The 15,686-nt window shown below is 46.3% G+C and carries 19 protein-coding genes; 3 read left to right on the top strand and 16 right to left on the bottom strand.

Annotation, left to right across the window (positions count from 1 at the left end; all coding sequences use genetic code 11):
- Positions 1 to 455 precede the first annotated feature (455 nt).
- The 3 genes from PBT90_RS16840 (at position 456) to PBT90_RS16830 (ending at position 1,911) form a co-directional block, all read left to right on the top strand.
- Positions 456 to 704 carry a hypothetical protein gene (locus tag PBT90_RS16840; protein WP_270130267.1) on the top strand — a complete coding sequence of 83 codons (249 nt, stop codon included), beginning with the start codon at positions 456 to 458 and terminating at the stop codon, positions 702 to 704.
- 91 nt (positions 705 to 795) lie between these two features.
- Positions 796 to 1,065: a hypothetical protein gene (locus PBT90_RS16835; protein WP_270130260.1), complete on the top strand. Its 270-nt coding sequence runs from the start codon at positions 796 to 798 to the stop codon at positions 1,063 to 1,065.
- A gap of 177 nt (positions 1,066 to 1,242) precedes the next feature.
- Positions 1,243 to 1,911, top strand: coding sequence for a hypothetical protein (locus PBT90_RS16830; protein ID WP_270130258.1), 669 nt, complete (start codon positions 1,243 to 1,245; stop codon positions 1,909 to 1,911).
- On the opposite strand, the gene PBT90_RS16825 is transcribed toward PBT90_RS16830, so the two are convergent.
- The 16 genes from PBT90_RS16825 to PBT90_RS16750 all read right to left on the bottom strand — a co-directional run bounded on the left by PBT90_RS16825 (position 1,908) and on the right by PBT90_RS16750 (position 15,569).
- Positions 1,908 to 2,324, bottom strand: coding sequence for a hypothetical protein (locus tag PBT90_RS16825; protein ID WP_270130256.1), 417 nt, complete (start codon positions 2,322 to 2,324; stop codon positions 1,908 to 1,910). The genes PBT90_RS16830 and PBT90_RS16825 overlap by 4 nt on opposite strands.
- Entirely contained in the window at positions 2,324 to 3,388 is a 1,065-nt protein-coding gene (locus tag PBT90_RS16820; protein ID WP_270130254.1) for an NHL repeat-containing protein, read from the bottom strand. Before PBT90_RS16820 ends, PBT90_RS16825 begins: the two co-directional genes overlap by 1 nt.
- Complete coding sequence (locus tag PBT90_RS16815; RefSeq protein WP_270130252.1) at positions 3,378 to 4,778, bottom strand: hypothetical protein; 1,401 nt, start codon at positions 4,776 to 4,778, stop codon at positions 3,378 to 3,380. Before PBT90_RS16815 ends, PBT90_RS16820 begins: the two co-directional genes overlap by 11 nt.
- Positions 4,775 to 7,399 (bottom strand): InlB B-repeat-containing protein, encoded by a 2,625-nt coding sequence (locus PBT90_RS16810; RefSeq protein ID WP_270130250.1) that lies wholly within the window; start codon positions 7,397 to 7,399, stop codon positions 4,775 to 4,777. Before PBT90_RS16810 ends, PBT90_RS16815 begins: the two co-directional genes overlap by 4 nt.
- Before the next feature lie 3 nt (positions 7,400 to 7,402).
- Positions 7,403 to 8,539, bottom strand: a complete 1,137-nt coding sequence (locus PBT90_RS16805) for a hypothetical protein (RefSeq protein WP_270130248.1) — start codon at positions 8,537 to 8,539, stop codon at positions 7,403 to 7,405.
- Between the two features lie 447 nt (positions 8,540 to 8,986).
- Entirely contained in the window at positions 8,987 to 9,328 is a 342-nt protein-coding gene (locus PBT90_RS16800) for a hypothetical protein (RefSeq protein ID WP_270130246.1), read from the bottom strand.
- 19 nt (positions 9,329 to 9,347) lie between these two features.
- The gene (locus PBT90_RS16795) at positions 9,348 to 9,779 is read right to left on the bottom strand and encodes a hypothetical protein (protein WP_270130244.1); all 432 of its coding nucleotides are present in this window, start codon (positions 9,777 to 9,779) and stop codon (positions 9,348 to 9,350) included.
- Between the two features lie 16 nt (positions 9,780 to 9,795).
- Positions 9,796 to 10,176, bottom strand: coding sequence for a hypothetical protein (locus PBT90_RS16790; protein WP_270130242.1), 381 nt, complete (start codon positions 10,174 to 10,176; stop codon positions 9,796 to 9,798).
- A gap of 64 nt (positions 10,177 to 10,240) precedes the next feature.
- A complete protein-coding gene (locus PBT90_RS16785) occupies positions 10,241 to 10,750 on the bottom strand; it encodes a hypothetical protein (protein WP_270130240.1) in 510 nt (169 codons plus the stop codon).
- Positions 10,747 to 11,565 (bottom strand): hypothetical protein, encoded by an 819-nt coding sequence (locus tag PBT90_RS16780; protein ID WP_270130238.1) that lies wholly within the window; start codon positions 11,563 to 11,565, stop codon positions 10,747 to 10,749. The genes PBT90_RS16785 and PBT90_RS16780 overlap by 4 nt, the downstream gene beginning before the upstream one ends.
- Positions 11,562 to 12,068, bottom strand: coding sequence for a hypothetical protein (locus PBT90_RS16775; protein ID WP_270130236.1), 507 nt, complete (start codon positions 12,066 to 12,068; stop codon positions 11,562 to 11,564). Before PBT90_RS16775 ends, PBT90_RS16780 begins: the two co-directional genes overlap by 4 nt.
- The gene (locus PBT90_RS16770; RefSeq protein WP_270130234.1) at positions 12,065 to 12,460 is read right to left on the bottom strand and encodes a DUF5675 family protein; all 396 of its coding nucleotides are present in this window, start codon (positions 12,458 to 12,460) and stop codon (positions 12,065 to 12,067) included. Before PBT90_RS16770 ends, PBT90_RS16775 begins: the two co-directional genes overlap by 4 nt.
- The gene (locus tag PBT90_RS16765) at positions 12,429 to 12,914 is read right to left on the bottom strand and encodes a phage holin family protein (RefSeq protein WP_270130232.1); all 486 of its coding nucleotides are present in this window, start codon (positions 12,912 to 12,914) and stop codon (positions 12,429 to 12,431) included. The genes PBT90_RS16770 and PBT90_RS16765 overlap by 32 nt, the downstream gene beginning before the upstream one ends.
- A complete protein-coding gene (locus PBT90_RS16760; RefSeq protein WP_270130230.1) occupies positions 12,914 to 13,876 on the bottom strand; it encodes a DUF6712 family protein in 963 nt (320 codons plus the stop codon). Before PBT90_RS16760 ends, PBT90_RS16765 begins: the two co-directional genes overlap by 1 nt.
- Positions 13,857 to 15,248 (bottom strand): hypothetical protein, encoded by a 1,392-nt coding sequence (locus PBT90_RS16755; RefSeq protein ID WP_270130227.1) that lies wholly within the window; start codon positions 15,246 to 15,248, stop codon positions 13,857 to 13,859. Before PBT90_RS16755 ends, PBT90_RS16760 begins: the two co-directional genes overlap by 20 nt.
- A complete protein-coding gene (locus tag PBT90_RS16750; RefSeq protein ID WP_270130225.1) occupies positions 15,249 to 15,569 on the bottom strand; it encodes a hypothetical protein in 321 nt (106 codons plus the stop codon).
- Positions 15,570 to 15,686 lie beyond the last annotated feature (117 nt).

Raw genomic sequence — 15,686 nt, 5'->3', positions numbered from 1 at the left:
AACCAGCGATTAGGCTGGCTTTGGATAAATTGAAGAATGATTTCTACTGTTTATTAAATAGATCTCCCTCTAGGGAAGTCCTAACAGAAATCTGTTTTAGACCTGCTTTATTGAGTAATTCAATAAAAAAGGTATCTCGCTTGTAAAGAGCTTCATGAAATGATACTCTAATTACAGGGAAAAATGGATCGTCATTATTGAAGTCGAAGCCACTAGGGTAGAAGTGTGGTGGATTTGATTCGAGAAGTAGTTGACTGAAACGATGAATTTCAGAGTTGATTCCTTCAGACGTATTCGGGTTTTTATTTATGACTTCGCAGTCAATCAAATAGTAATAATATTTATTAGTCATAAGGTAGGGATGTGTGAGGTGGAAATCTACAGATTTCGATTCAAATTATACAACAAGAAAATCTTAAGAACTGAAAGTAATTTGTGAATATTAACTTCGCGCTATGGACAGATCCCTATCCCCAAATCATAAGCGACTACTGAAGGAGCTGGAGCAGCTGCAGGCCCGGGTAGTGGCGAAGCTGGAGCGGATCAAGTATGAGGATGGATGGGAGGAGCGAAAAAAGAAGGGCCATGAGATCCGCATGCTGGTACTGGATGCGATCTATAACCTGGAACTTCGCAGGATCTCCAAGGTAGGCGAAGCGATGGATAAGCTGCAAGCTATGGGCGTCAAGGTACCGGATAGGTGAGGTAGAAAAACCTAAATAATTAACCTATAAAGTACTGGTTTTGATGTAGTTATAATATTATTTATCTTTGTACTAAATTAATATTATTACTATGAACAGAGATTTATTAGACAACATTTCCAGACTAGATCAAATGGCTAAATCAGGAAATCTCGATATTATTTCGGGAGTTAACTATGGAGGGAGATATGTCCCACTTCCAAATGAGCGCTTGATTACTAGAGCTGTTCCTCAAATTAAGTATCCTTATGAAAATTTGAAATGGTTTAGAATGGGCAAGTGGATCAGAACCAACCAAAAGTTACTTCAATGGGTAATTGGACTCATAACAGCCATCATTGGTTGGTTTATAAGGAAATGATAAAGCAGTCTTAGTGCTGCTTTATTGTAAATTTGGAGAATGGAATGGTGGCAAATACTTCTCGGCATACTCACCTGGATCTTAGCTGTCTGGCTGATGTCCCGCTTCGGCAGGTATAAGAACCGCCGGCCAGGTGATCGAAGAGGTAAGTATAATAAATGGTGGTAATTAGCAATTATGGATCGTTGGCAAGAATTAATTAATTACTTAAATATGATAGCAGAGTGGATTCAAGTGATATTTACAGGAGTCGGTTTAATCTTAGCCTTTGGATATTTACGGCAACATGCTAAAAAAGTGAGACTTGAAAGAAGTTATTCTTTAGTACATGGATGTATGGTCAAGATTTCAAAATATGTCGGCCAATATCATTTGTTTTATAAGCAATCGGCGGCTCCGAGGTACAAAGTTATGTTAAAGGAGACCTCTCCAGTAGAAGCTATTGATGAAATATATGATAAGTATTATGAGTTGAAGAGGGATTTGGTTGATATCGATTTGTTAAACTTTGAAATTGATGCAGAGATTAAATTGATATCCAATTCTAGAATTACCGCACTCTGGGTTGATTTATTAGATAAGCACGAAGCAATTGGATCTATCTATGAAAACATTTATTCAGCCAAAGGTGACCAAGAGAAATGTGACGATCTCATATGGGATTTACCTGATGGGCTATTGAATAAAAATCACTCTCTATCTATTGAATTTCTCACATCTTACCGTAGACTTATGGATAGTCTTCTGATCTTTTATAGGGAGCAAGAGAACGAATTAGAATCTATACCAGTATTGAATTTATTCAGGTTATTCAAAAAGCCGGCGCTAGCCCGCTTTCTTTGCTAAATAATAGGATCTTCTACCTCCGGAAACGCCACAGGCTGTTCCGTAATCAACTCTCCAGCCTGATCATAGACCGCATAGCTAGCTAGATCAAACCTCTCCATACAGTAGCGGAAAAGACCATTAAGACTATACTTCTTAATTGGAGCACCAAAGAGCTGGACAAAGAAATCAAAGTCCTCAGCGGTTGAAATCACTGGAGCCAATTCCTTTCTATTGATCCTCATTCCATTCTCAGTCTCATCATAGGCCGCCCATTTTACTCTTATCAGTTTAGACTTTGGCCGGATCATGATCTCCTCACATTCGATCACTTTTTTTGTTCCATATACCTCATCCTGAAAACTCACCTCATGCTTATCAGCATCAAGGATATTGAGTAAAAGCTCCTTTTGGTTGATTGTGATATTGTTCATTAGAAAGACTTGTTTTGATACTTGTTATAATCAGATGAGGCAAGAGTTGAAACATCCGTAGGCATACTCACCATACTTGGGGTAACTGTACCTACATTCGACACCTTGAAAACTTTTGAATCATTGTAGGGGATAGAATAAAGACTACCATTACCAGCCAGAACGAGCCCTGCATGAGCAGATATTGTAAATGGCAAAGTGATTTCAGAAATAGAATCATCACTAGGGTCAATTTCTAGCATTAATGATCGACTAAACGGAGAGCCTAAAATTTTCCCATTAGGAACCAGCGATCCCCCCATCCATTTATTTGCACCTGAGGCCAAAACTGTGGGGAGCAAAGCGGAAGTACCCGCAGCAGGATCGAGCTTAATTACTTGCCTAAACGCCCCCGGAATACTGTAGCCAAAACCGTTTTGTGCCAAAATTGCGGGTTGTGAAATTTCATTTCCAGTTGCTCCGCTAGTTATATAATCTATTGAAGGCGTTAAAGGATCAAGTTCTCCCCATCTGTTATCACCTGTTGACGGAGCAAAATATATCTTATTATTTCCACCAAGGAACCCGCCTCGCCATTTGTTAGAACCTCCTCCGCTTGCACTCAATACACTTGAAACTGTGTCGGTTGATGGATCAATCTCATATACGGTAGTAGTCATTCTTGGACATGTATAAATCTTTCCATTTGAATGTAATACCCCTCCAGCATGACCGCTAGCCATAGCAAATTCATAGATTGAATCATCAGCGGTGTCTAAAACCATACATGCAGTCCTTGACGATGGAATAAAATAAATCTTTCCATTTGGAGCAGCTACACAACCGATCCATTTATCACCACCCGAAGCGCAAGGAATCAAAGTAATTGAATCATCGCTAGGGTCTATTTTCAAAATGTTTGAGCTATTTCTGGGAGCTCCATAAACACAACCATTTGCACCTAAACAACCTCCCCACCACTTACTTGATCCAGATACCACAGTTGGTAATTGTTCAAAATCAGAAGGAGGGATAACTTCCTGATTTCTCCTCATCCAAGCCGATCTCCTTCTATTATTCGTCATGGTCAATGATATAGCGTTTATAAGTGGCTGAAAATGCTTCTACATAAATCACATTGATCTTGGCTGGATCATAGTCATCTGAGCCAGTACTTTTCTCCCATGTTGCCGGAGGATTAAAGCTGGCGGCTTGATGAAAGATTACCTGAGTCACCTTACGGAATGGATCATTGTCTTCGGTCAGTGTGGCATTAGTGTTTGGGCTTCCTAGACTATTGTATGTCCTAGGCTTGTCAAACTCAATTACTGACCCTGTAGAATCTTCTGGGTCTGATTCGTTTTTGGTGTAGTAGTTGTCCTGTAAATCATTTTCCAGATCGAGGAGTGAAGATTCAAGATCTTCTATATCTGAAATGATTTCAGTAAGATCGCCGTATAGCTCAAACTCGAATTGGTCTCCAGCCGGGAGTGGATTTCTGCCATCCTGGTGGTGGTAGAGATAAACATTAGATGGACCAAATTGCTTCAATGGCCGAGTCTTATAGAAAGCTGCGGCTTCATCATGGGCGACGAATATGGCGTAGGTATCAGTATCTAACCTGACCATCTTGAGCTTTGCAGTATTGATCTCGCCCCAAACTTTGAGTTTGTTCGATACCATATCCCCATCATCATCCACCTGGAACTGTACCCAAAGCTCACCTTTCTCATAGTTAGCTGATATGCCGGAGAAATCCATCCTAGCAAAGTATCGCTTTTGACCTCCAGAGATATCTATTGTCAGGATTTTCGACCAGTCGCCTACGCCTTCTACAGTAGAATATACGTCGTTAACAGCTGGGGTATCGGATAGGTACAGCCTGCCTGACATGCTGATACTTGGCACTCGTAAGGGTGGGCCATCGGTACGAGCCATCTTCTGGAAGGCTAGCCAGCTGGCGATGGTCTGGGTGGCAGTGGCTATTTTGCTTACCCACTCGGATGGAGAGGGGGTGGAATCATCCACGTCCACGTCGCCATTGGGGTGACGGGTGACCTGACGGAGGAGTACTTCACCTTCGGGCACGATGGGCAGCTGGGCATTGCCCTCAGCGTCTATGGTGCCGGGGTAGTAGTTGATATTGCCCTCGTCGTCTCCGGTGAAGATGTCCGGTCGAGGGAATGAAGCATGTGGAGCGGTGACAGGAAGGGCGACCGGGCCAGGCTGGAAAATCTGGTAATTGATCGCCCAGACAGTCAGATCCAAGGCTGCGCTGGTAGTAGTAGGGAAGTCTAGAGTGCCAGGGGAAAGCACGCCCGTCTTGAGGCGATTGGATTCGTCGATTTCTCTTCGTAGGTCATTGGTACGCTGCCCGGAATAGGAGGCAGAGGCGAGTATAGCTTCGCGGACTCTTTTCCATTTCTCGCCAGGAAGAAGGCGGTTGACTTGCTCAGAAAGTGCGGATCTACTCATTTAATTTTGAAGAGTTTGGCTTTGGCTTTGGCATACTCCAGAGGCGAGTTTTGGACTTCTATTTCCTCCAGAATATAATCCAAATTGGCGATGCGGATCAATGGAGATTTGGACAGCTGGAGCAAATTGTAATTGTCCAGGATCAAGACTGTTTCGTATTCCTTGCTGTTGGTAATGATTCGCTCTTGATCCGCATGGAATGGGTACATATCCTCAGAGCGTATATCCAAGTCGTATTGATCTTCAGACAGGATTTCTTTGGCATCAAAGCGCGTACAGCTGGCGAAGGAATACAGTCCGCCGGCAGCATCTTCCTGTTGGCCATAGAATGCAAATATCCGGAGACCGGTCTCTTTGTTCTCGAGATTTGTTTCAGGCTGATTGGCCGTGCATTCGATACCTGGCATCTTGCGGCCATTGATCCATGAATCCACTAAGGAGTAGAGAGAAAGATTCCAGGATTGTCTGGATTCTTTGGATTCATCCCGTATGATATCCGATTGCTGTTTGAATGCGAAGAGCTTCCAGTAGGGAGGATTGTCCTGATCAGGGGTGAGCTTGAACCAAGCCCGGAGCGACTGCACGAAGGCAACTTGGAACAATTCAGCATCCAAGCCATCCAGAGCCAGGTAATTCTGCACGTTGAAATTCTCTACGATGGAAATAGCCCCTTCAGGATCTGTGTAGCTAACCTGGGTAGTTTCAGGCAAAGCCCCGTCCTGCATGAGCGGATCCGGATCCTGATAGCTGAAGGCAAAACCTTTCTTCTTGCCATGGCTAAGGATAAATACTCTTTCTGCCTGCCTGGTCAGATCCAGTACTTCACGGGAGCGGATCTTAGAGCGGACAAATCGGATTTCAACCCGGTTCTGCAGGATGTTGAAATCGTATTTCAGTCCAAAGAAATTCTTCAGCCCCTTCATAAACTCCACTACAGAATAATCCGGAGCGTGATTGGCCAGCTTGATGATCAGATCATGGGTGTTCTCATACCAATAAGATTCCTGATCAGGATTTTCATCCCCATAGGAAATATTGGAAGTGGTTCTCCTGGAAGGAGCTCCGTTCACACGGACAGACACAAAGTCCAGCGTTCGATTGTTATAGATCAGCATCCGCTTCACCAGATCATGGTCAAAGAATTCACCGGAGACCTGGATCTTTAGAAATTTGAAAATCGTCTTAACCACATCCGTCAAATAGAGGTAAGGCACAATGCAGTTTTCCCAGCGGAAAGACTCATTGTAAGTCAGGTATTTGATATTGGAAAAGTAAAGCCTGCCCTGCTCATCGTAGCGGTTGACTACCCCGTCATGCATACTGTTGATGCCATCGTATAGATTTCTGTTGTAGACAGAGGGGAAAGCGATGCGGTTGGACTCATCCACATTGTTCCAGGAAGTCATATCAAAACGCTTCGAAGTCAGATATCTGGCGCGGCTATATCTGGAGGTCGTCCAGGAGCTTCTTATGAAAACCAGGATTTCGCAATCCGTCACGGTGGTCGTGTCCCAGTAAATAATCTTGGAAGTCTCATCAGCCAGGTCTTCGCTGTATTCAATGAGCACTTTTAATCCCAATCCCAACCCTTCGAGCCAATCAGCGACCGCCTCGAGCATGAGAATGTGATCTTCGAATTCTGCTTTGAAAAAATTGCGGGTGGAGTCATTGACCGAGATGCGGATATCTGTGTAATTGAACCGAATTTCAAATCCACCAATGGCAATTACCGGTTGACCGGAAATATCAATCGGCTCCTCATCTGCATAGCATTCCGGAAGCGTGAGTTTTTGATTTTGCGAAATGAAAAATCCTGAATCCAGGATAAAACTACAGCGGATCTTTCCCTCGTCTGACTGGAGAATATCCAGAAAACCTTTGTATCGAAGATTGCCTTGTGACCAGACTTCCGCAGGGATAGGCTCGGTAAAGTCCTCATTTGACTGCGCATCATTGGGAAGACCAAGTGCGGTCATTTCCTTGGGAGAAAGCGGGATATTTACCGGATAGGAATATTCTCCTTCCAGGGAATCAGAAAGCATCCCTTCGATACGTTTCTGCACGAATGGCGGGATAGGCACCTGAATTCCTTTTACCCGCAATTCAAGGTCATAGAAGGAATCCTGAAGCGGTTCTGGAGCAGGAGGGGCGGGAGTTTCCTGGAAGTTGGCCACTAAGGCGGCTCCATAGACCGGAAGGGAGAAATTTAAGATTGGAGAATTGGAGATCGGAGCGCCGTTTCGGCTCCAATTGACAAAAGAATAACCAGGATTGGCCACCGCAGAAATTGAAATGGTTTCTCCGGCTTCATAAGGTGCCGTGTCGGTCAGATCCACTGCATTGCCACCAGCTGGAGGATTGGCAGAAAGCGCTAACGGCCAAGTGGCCACAGGAGGAGTTCCGGCAATGTAAAATCCTCCGTCACCATCATACATATAATCATCTCCTCCGGAGGAATAGATCAGCTGATCATCAGCCATTTCATATTCCTCCAAACCTAAAGCCCTGGAATCTGTTTCCTGAACCAAAAGAGTGTCGGTATTGAAAAAATACTGGTGGTAATTATCGCGTCCTGAAGGAAGCGTGACGGTGAAAGTCTGCTTGAGTAAAATTAAAGCCATGGATTAAGATCTTGAGTAGGCATATTCAGACCAGGCATATTGAGCAGAAAGCTCCAGAGCAAAGAGGAATTCACCGTCCTTCTTGATCTGCTGGGTTCCGTTGGCCAGGATCAGCCTGCGCAGCTCTGAGCCATCCAGTAAATAGACCTCATTTCGAAGCCGCATGTCCCTGAGGCTATTGATTTCGTATTTGCTCATCCATCCTGAGCGCAGGATGAAGCTGTCAGTAGCGCTTTGATTATAAGCTCTGGAATTACCGACCTGAGCATCAGTAGGAGGAAATTCCTGTGCTGCGAGTGTCTCTCCGGAGGTGTCCTGGATCTCTTCACTTTTACCCGTCAAAGGGATGTGATCCAAACCTCCCAGGGAGTTGCGGAAAAACAGCTGCCGGAAGTAAGGATTTCTATTATCAGTCAACCTGTAGGTTAACATTTCGGCCGATCCGGTCAATCCCGTCAAGTCAATTTCAAGATAGGCAAGCGGTTTAGGATAGGCAGGGATTGAGACATTAAGAGCAAACGGTACTAAGGCAGTCACCGGATCCAGGGCGATCACATCCGTCTGATCCGAACCATCTTTGAAAGTGGCCTTGATGCGAAGTGAGGGCGTACCGGAAGCCACTGGCAATACCTGCAGGTGAATTAACTCCAAAGGGTGAAACCTCCTGATCAGAGGTCTAGTAGTGAGAAACAGGTAAGCTTTGCCGGTCAACAGGTCTTGGCCGATGTTCATATAAGAATTGCCGGCAAGCCAGGCTTTCGCTGCTGAAGTAGTGTTAAACTCACCAAGGGGATCGCCATCCACCACATCCCGGGCCTTCAGGCGGTAATTTTTTACCAATCCAGGAATTGGCTGGATGGCCGCCGCTTCCAGATCAGGTAGAGCTGGGGAGAGTGCGCCCTGTAGGGCCTTATGCAGTGTTACTTTCGCCTCATCACTGGTGTAATCGTAGGGATTGAGGTATTCGCCGATCAGGCGCCATTCGTCAGAACCAAGAGTATCTTCAATTTCGAGTTGGACTTCTACTTGAGATTGGCCTTCACGGCCGGAAGCTGGATCTGAAGCGTCCTGGAGAGCTACGATCAGGGGGTCGTAGGCGGTGTGGATGGTGGGGAGGGGAGTGACGAGGGCTGTGGGCATTTGGATGTCGGATGTCAGATGTCGGATGCCTGATATGACATTCGAACCTTAATTCTAGTCCAAGATGGTAGGAGGAGTTTGGAGGTGGTAGGACAATTAATTTTTGTACTATAAATAAAACTCTTTATCTTTTATATAATGATTTATCAGGCTTTGGGTTGAAGCAGTGATTAGGTCTACTGAATTAACGCTACAGGACCGTTACAGTTAGCTAAAATTTGGTTTAACCTAACTGTACAACAACATGGCTGAGGTAATTTATCATTTCGTTCAAGACTTGTCTGTAATTTTGGCTATTGAAATCATTAAAAACATTGTTGTTATAAAAAATGGCAATGAGAATGATTCATCATCAAAAAACTGATAGTCTATTGAACCTAGCTTAATTTGTGCAGTTAGTATGTAATGAAGTTAGGTTGGTCCCTATCTAAATTTTAGATAGGGATTTTATTTTATGATCATACATTTTTTTTCAAGCGGCAAATAACTTGTGATATACTCTGCTCTTTCTTTCGTGTCGATATTGATAGCGTAGATATGGAAAGGCTGGCCAGTGTGCTTGTCAAGATGACGCTCCAGTAAAAAGTAAAGGTTGGCAGTGAAGTTCTTTCTCCAGGTTAGATCCTTGCCATCCCAGAATATTTCGCGGACCAGGTGAACTTCCCGCTTTTCTCTATCCAGGTGCAGCGCTCCCTTTTCTTCGAGTAATTTGAGATGCTCAACCAGCTGCATGCTTTCTCGGATGGCTTTTTGGGTCTTGGAAACTTTCATTCCTCTAGTATAACTCATAGGTGGTTGGTTTTGAAATCTATTTGAGTGTGTCGCTCAGTTTCTGCTTGAAGTAGTTGTCGATCAGGTGCCATTCGTACCACTGATCAGCCGTGAGCTCCCAGGGACATTTGGGTGTGTTGATAGCTGCCCATCCATAATCCCAGCGCTGCTCCCGGTCGAGCTCATCCCAAGTGGGAGGGAATAAGCGGAAATAGGAATACTTCCAGTTGAAGCCCAGCCAGAAGAAAACAGGAGTAGCCAAGATGGAAATCCATGTGCCCAGACCTCCATATCCTTGGAGAATGATCAGAATACCACAAATTAAGTAAGTGGGAAAAATTATCCGACTGGGGCGGACTGCAGAAGTCCATCGCTTGCGAATCTCCAAGGGGCGGAAGAAAAGCCAAGGGATCTGCATGCGATACAGACCCCAAAAGTGCTTGATGATGAATTGACGAAGATTTCTCACTGCGTTCGAAATAACGTTAATTTCCTCGCTGGGGAATGAGTATGGGTTTGAGCTGTGCCAAGGGTATGGATATTTCCCCAGAGCCAGGTGATTCAGCTGCCAGTGTAGTGGAAGTACCAGGATTGGCAGGCTTGATGATGAAATAGCCTTCATCCTGCTTCACCCCGGGAATCATCCGGATGATCAGATCAGGATTGTCAGCATTCTTGGCCACAGTCCTGGCATAATCCTTCAGCTTCCCCTCACCGACTGTCTCATCATAGAACTGATAGAAGTCAGGCGTAGTAGTAGCCACTGCCTTGACTGTGTCCCGGACTACGGCAGTTTTGGAGAGGTTACAGGACTGAGTGACCAATGCCAGGCAAAGAACTGTTAAGAAAGTCAAGATTGTTTTCATGTGAGTTTTGGTTTGTTTGTGAGATTGCTTCGTTCCTCGCAATGACGAGGTATGGAGTAGAAAATTAGCTGATCCAGTCGGCTGGGTTGATGACAAGGGATTCATTCGGCATGTACTGATATTCTAGCCGGTAGCCAAAACAGCGGTCGAATAACTCGGTGCCTTTCTGATAGGCAAATCCCTGGACCTGGAGACCTCGTAGCCATCGGGGTTTTTCGCCCATAATGGCGAGCTCCTGATCCTTGATCATCCGCGCGGCCACCTGCTTGCAGAGATACAGCGCTCTATCCAGGACAATTCTCTCTGAGGCGAAATCATCCAAGGGAACATGCTTGAGGATCAGAATAGCCGCAGTCTGCAGATCCTTCACCTGTTCTGATGCAGTCTTGTATATCTGTCCGGAGGGATCTTCCAGGAGTAGGCAAAAGCCCGTCATATCCAGATTCTCCCGGAGACCTGTTAGCACCTCCTCGATGTGGTAATGGCCATATTTCGGAACTGCTTCCGTGTGAGCGATATCCACCATTTTGGATGCGATATCGGAGAAATAGGAGTCTGCTTCGGCGAGTGTCATTGCTGCTTGTTTTTGTTCATCTCAATTTTCAATTTCTCGGCATCGATGCGGGATTCATTGAGCTCAAAGAATACCGGCACGATCGGGCGAAGGAGGACTTTCTCCAGTTCTATACCTTTGGCGAGCTCGCGGGCTATGTGATAAAGTGTCTTAGGGGAATCATTCTTGATTTTGGGAGGTAGTTTCTCACCAGGCTCAAAAGCCCAGGGGAAATTCTTCACCAGGATCTGCAGGCAGCTGTCGAAATAGTAGAAGATGGAGAGTTTGAGCCCATTTGGCCAGCTGGCCACTTTTTCTTTCATGACTTCAAAAAGTGCTGCAGTGTAGAGCTCGCGGGGATCCTCCGGATTGAGCGGATTGGATTTGGCCCATGGCCAGCGCTTAGGCCGATAGAGACATGCTACCAGAGAATCCAGGTCTTCCGGTTTGTGCTCTTTGGCGTAAGCAGTATAGAATTTCTCTGCCTTGATGAACTCCTCGAAGTAAACGTACTTGAAATCAGCACCTGGACCGAAATACCCTTTGAACTTAGGAAAAGGATTGTGCCGAATGAAAATTGGCTTCTCGTAGAGCCAGTAGGTCATGAACTTGGCCGCGTCGTGCCGCTCTTCATCGCTAAGGCTTGCTATGATCAGCTGGTGCTGCAGGTGATCCTTGGTAGCCGAGAGAATGAGGAATGATAGCAGCTTATGCGCCATGAGGTCCTGAGCCTGGTGCATGTGCTCCACCAGAGAAGCCAGCTGCCAGCGTTCGCATTCTTCCCATTTGGCAGGGATTTCAAGCGCATTTGTACCGTCGTAGAAAAGTTTGTTCAAAGTCCGGGAGGTTTTAGGTAGTTCTTGATCTTAGGCCAAACAAACCGAATCCCCACAAATACCAGCAGGACAACTAATCCGATAATCATCAGCCAGCCCATGGACGAAACTTTGAACTTCCACCTGCTGCGGTCGGTGTCACCTTTGGATTTGTCCTTTGACTTGTCCACGTTGTCAGAATTGACTTTTGACTTGTCTTTTGATCGGTCAACATTCCCGGAATTGATGTTGATCCTGGATTTATCCTTGTGGACAAATGTATGAGGAGAACCTACCGTTTTTGAGGTGATTTCCTTGGATTCGGAGGTGATCACTGCTAATCCCGGTCTGATCGGCGTGATCGTGACCGGGCCAAGAATCTGAGGTTCGCCCATGGGATACAGATCGAACTCCGGGCCATAATGGAAATCCAAACTCGGCTTTTCCCTGGTCTGGGTATCGGTGATCTGCTGAGCCTTGCAGGCCAGCATCAGGATGAACAGAAAATAGATGCAGCTTCTCATGGCAGAATTTCCAGGGAAATTGAAGTGCCTCCTTCCAGTGTAAGCATCAGCTTTCGGAAAGCCATGGAAGATTCACCGACCATGGAATCCGTATGACTCAGACCGGGAAGGATACAACCCAAGGTATCCTTTGGGTAATTGCCTTTGTGAAAGAGAATCCAGGACCTGCCGGGTACATTCAGCACATGCAAGTGGCGATATTTGTAATTGCTCCGGGGGTCTTCGCGGTACACTACTTCATATTGGCCTGCTGGTATGCATGATCTACGCGGTTCGTTGTTTCTCCAGGGAAGCTCCAGCGTATGACAGACAAATACGCCATTCACCGAGAGATTGCCTATCGTGCAATCTTGGTTTTTCTTAACTCTCTGAATGAGGATCCTCTTTTCCATGATCATCAGTTTTTATCTTGCCAGAATCCCGGTAAATCTTCAGTCGGTCGAGGATCCAATCAGGAACCAGCTTTGGGTTAGAAATCGCTAGTTTCTCCAAGATGGAGATCCCCTCTCGAACCAGCAGGTACGAGTGAATAGCGACCGTCACGTAAGAAAAAACAGGCATGGATTCTCCTCCAGAGCGGGCATTGAGAAATACATGGCCAAGAATCAGGAGCGTGCCATATTCGGCCAGTTTCTTACCCATCTTGGCAAAACCCTCCTGGGAAATCGTGCGAGTTCGCCATGCCCTAGTGAACCCCCAGGCGAAATCCAAGGCCATCAGAATCAGGAGCAGCTTCAGGAATTCCCAGTCGTTAAAAAAATATTTCTCCACATAGAATAGAAGAGGGCCAATAGGCAGGCTCAGCTTGATCGCATCCAGGTATTTAGCTTCTAGTTTTAGCAGCATTATCCCCAGGTGTGAAAAAATCCCGAATCTTCCTCATTGTAGCCCAATATCCCCGAATCACCTTCCTCCGGAGGAGTGATGAAATCCGTGACGACATCTCTATACTGGGAGGCCAATGCATTGAGCAGGTTGATTTTCTCCTGCACAGCAGCAGGAAGAGGAGGATGCTTACCATAGTCTTGATTCTCGATGTAGATCTGATAGAGTCCTTTCTCATTCATCCCCACATTCTTCATCTTGAGTCCGTCGGCCATGGATCTGCAGGCGATGAATGCGGATACATTTTCCCTCAGCTGATAATTGGGATCACTGGCCGGTAATATCGGAAGGATGGCCTGATAAAGTGTATTCCCGAGCACCGGAGCCACTTCCAGGCGTTCGATATGGTTGATCACTGGGCGGAGCTGCAGGAATACCAGGGCAGACTCGGAGATATCCACCCAACGCTGGAAAGCGATGTGATCCGATACGATCAGGTTCTGATAGCCAGAAGCCGCAAAAACAGCCGTCCACCAGGTGAAGAGTGCAACTTCCTTGATCAGGTATTTGATCAGACGGTCTAGGTTTTCCAACCCAGCTTCAGCAAATGATTTCTCCAGGCGGATGATCTGACGAGCGTCGGCTTTCTCCCTGTCATTTGTCTTGGTGGAAACTATCCCCGTGGATGTGACGGTCACCTCCAGATGTGGGATGGTGTAATAATAGCCTAGATTGGCCAGGGCATCGTAGAATAGCGAGTAGAGCTTTTCTTTCTTGGCACGCTCGGCCTTCTCGGGGTCAGTGGCTCCCGGATCCAAAGGTGTTGCCAGCTCCGCATCCAATTCCTCGTATTGCTCCTCCGGAAAGAATCGCTCGATGTGGTTGCGATAGGCGCGGTTGATATGCGCCATGTGGAGCTGAGGATTAAATGTAGTGGTAGAGCTGATCCGCTCTTTGATCTGATCAGTCTTGAATTGGATCATGGGTAGCCTCTCTTTCGGATGGTGATACTTGATTGAGTGTTTGCTGATGTGCCTTGACAGATCCCCATACCAGGGAAGCGTAGGTATATCCCTTGGACTTGAGCTTGTTCAGAGCCAGCTGATCCCAGCCGTTGAAGTCCGAGATATATTCAAAAAACTGCATGAGCAGTTCCTCAAAGGCATAGATCGAAGTATAAAGCTCATTGCCGGCCTCGCGCTTGTCAGAGCCGTTACGGTTGGCTCCAGAAGTACCAGGCGTGAAGCCGCCCAGGGCAGGATCTACCCCATTGGCCGAATAGATCTTGGTGGTCGCTTCCTGGGCATCCTCAATGTACTTGCCGTCCTTCAGCTTGTCATCAATAGGTGTGATTCGCCAGCCCGGATATTCCTTGCCGGTAGCCGGATCCGTCTTGAAAATCGAGGTGATGGATTTGCCTGTTTTCTCCAGGCCGACCAGGAACTTGTCAAACTTGTCGATTTCTGCTTTGGTGAGCTTGGTCTGCTCCTCCTTTGGCAGGGATTTGAACTTCGGATACTTCCACTCCATCCAATAGTCCGGCATCTGGATATGATACTTCAGAGTAACCTGATTATTCATCAGCGCAAGCTTGAACGCCGGGATGGAATTGGCCAGTTCCAGCCATTTGGAAGTGATGATAGACACCCAAGTGGCCAGCTGGTAATATTTCTTGCCAGTGGGGAAGGAAATCGGGAAAATATAGTTGAGACTATCCGTGCGCTCCTTAAGAAGATCCGGTGGGAAATAGATAGGGTTCAAAATCGGGATTTTGACTGTTTTCGTATCCTTCACCGTGCCGCCGGTCGCCCAATTGGGATTCAGATAGAGGTTTTTGGAATAGCCCAAAACCTTATCCATCACCTCATACCTACCCTCTTTGGTGATCTTGCAGTCGATATACCGGATCTTGGAGCGGTCCAGGGAAAGAACCAGCTCCGGAAACACATTATAGAACCTGGTGAACTCGATGCACATCTTCAGGAATGCCGGGCGGTTGCGCTTCAGAAACTCCTCAATCTCCGGGATGATCAGATCGATGTACTTGGCATTGCCCTCCTCATCTTCCACCTGGGCTTTATATGTCAGCCCATAGGAATAGAGCTTGAGTGCTTTGAACTGGAGGACATTTGCCAGATCCGGGTTTGACTCAATGTGCTTCTCAATCTGATCCGGAAAATCATTGGCTTTGCCCCAGTAGGCCACCTCAGAAGCAAAGGATTCATCTACATCCGCCTGCTCCGTGGACTGAGGTTTGCCTTTACCACCGGCCAGCTGATATGCCGCACCCGTGGTCTCGGAATAGCCGATGAATGCGTCGGGATTTTCTTCTAATTCTTCTACGATTACGGCCATTTACCAGCAGATTTCTTGATTGTTGAAAGCCCACATCAGTCTGATATGGACGTTATAATAGCGCTCAGCCTTCAGGTCAAAGATCTTCTTGACGCTATTGGCGTGCGATTGGGGGCGTTTTTCGGCCTTGGTCTCCTGGATCTTGTCAGACTGGGGAGCGGATTTGAGCAGACGGCCAAGTACGGCTTTCTCCAGGGTGATGATCTCGCCTCCGGTGTTTTTGCCCTCATCTGCAGTGCAGAAAGTGAGGGAGAAAGGCACGGCAATCCCGCGGTGATCACGGGACTTCATGGAGTCCAGGGCTTGGGAAAGTAGAATCATGCTTCAGTGTTGATTTGAAGCAATATGGCAGGGTGAAAAAGTGTGGATTAGGACATCCTTCGGCAAGCTCAGGGCAGACAGTTTTGACCGTTGTAAATATGAAACGGTTTAAGTAGA

The organism is Algoriphagus sp. TR-M9 (genome assembly GCF_027594545.1).
GTDB classification, from domain to species: Bacteria; Bacteroidota; Bacteroidia; order Cytophagales; family Cyclobacteriaceae; genus Algoriphagus; species Algoriphagus halophytocola.
Note: the sequence above shows the minus strand (reverse complement) of the source record. Positions and strands in the feature narration are given on the sequence as shown.

Excerpts from the sequence above, each read along its gene's own strand:
- PBT90_RS16840 (WP_270130267.1), top strand. The coding sequence starts at position 456 with ATGGACAGATCCCTATCCCCAAATCATAAGCGACTACTGAAGGAGCTG.
- PBT90_RS16835 (WP_270130260.1), top strand. The coding sequence starts at position 796 with ATGAACAGAGATTTATTAGACAACATTTCCAGACTAGATCAAATGGCT.
- PBT90_RS16830 (WP_270130258.1), top strand. The coding sequence starts at position 1,243 with ATGGATCGTTGGCAAGAATTAATTAATTACTTAAATATGATAGCAGAG.
- PBT90_RS16825 (WP_270130256.1), bottom strand. The coding sequence starts at position 2,324 with ATGAACAATATCACAATCAACCAAAAGGAGCTTTTACTCAATATCCTT.
- PBT90_RS16820 (WP_270130254.1), bottom strand. The coding sequence starts at position 3,388 with ATGACGAATAATAGAAGGAGATCGGCTTGGATGAGGAGAAATCAGGAA.
- PBT90_RS16815 (WP_270130252.1), bottom strand. The coding sequence starts at position 4,778 with ATGAGTAGATCCGCACTTTCTGAGCAAGTCAACCGCCTTCTTCCTGGC.
- PBT90_RS16810 (WP_270130250.1), bottom strand. The coding sequence starts at position 7,399 with ATGGCTTTAATTTTACTCAAGCAGACTTTCACCGTCACGCTTCCTTCA.
- PBT90_RS16805 (WP_270130248.1), bottom strand. The coding sequence starts at position 8,539 with ATGCCCACAGCCCTCGTCACTCCCCTCCCCACCATCCACACCGCCTAC.
- PBT90_RS16800 (WP_270130246.1), bottom strand. The coding sequence starts at position 9,328 with ATGAGTTATACTAGAGGAATGAAAGTTTCCAAGACCCAAAAAGCCATC.
- PBT90_RS16790 (WP_270130242.1), bottom strand. The coding sequence starts at position 10,176 with ATGAAAACAATCTTGACTTTCTTAACAGTTCTTTGCCTGGCATTGGTC.
- PBT90_RS16785 (WP_270130240.1), bottom strand. The coding sequence starts at position 10,750 with ATGACACTCGCCGAAGCAGACTCCTATTTCTCCGATATCGCATCCAAA.
- PBT90_RS16775 (WP_270130236.1), bottom strand. The coding sequence starts at position 12,068 with ATGAGAAGCTGCATCTATTTTCTGTTCATCCTGATGCTGGCCTGCAAG.
- PBT90_RS16770 (WP_270130234.1), bottom strand. The coding sequence starts at position 12,460 with ATGGAAAAGAGGATCCTCATTCAGAGAGTTAAGAAAAACCAAGATTGC.
- PBT90_RS16765 (WP_270130232.1), bottom strand. The coding sequence starts at position 12,914 with ATGCTGCTAAAACTAGAAGCTAAATACCTGGATGCGATCAAGCTGAGC.
- PBT90_RS16760 (WP_270130230.1), bottom strand. The coding sequence starts at position 13,876 with ATGATCCAATTCAAGACTGATCAGATCAAAGAGCGGATCAGCTCTACC.
- PBT90_RS16755 (WP_270130227.1), bottom strand. The coding sequence starts at position 15,248 with ATGGCCGTAATCGTAGAAGAATTAGAAGAAAATCCCGACGCATTCATC.
- PBT90_RS16750 (WP_270130225.1), bottom strand. The coding sequence starts at position 15,569 with ATGATTCTACTTTCCCAAGCCCTGGACTCCATGAAGTCCCGTGATCAC.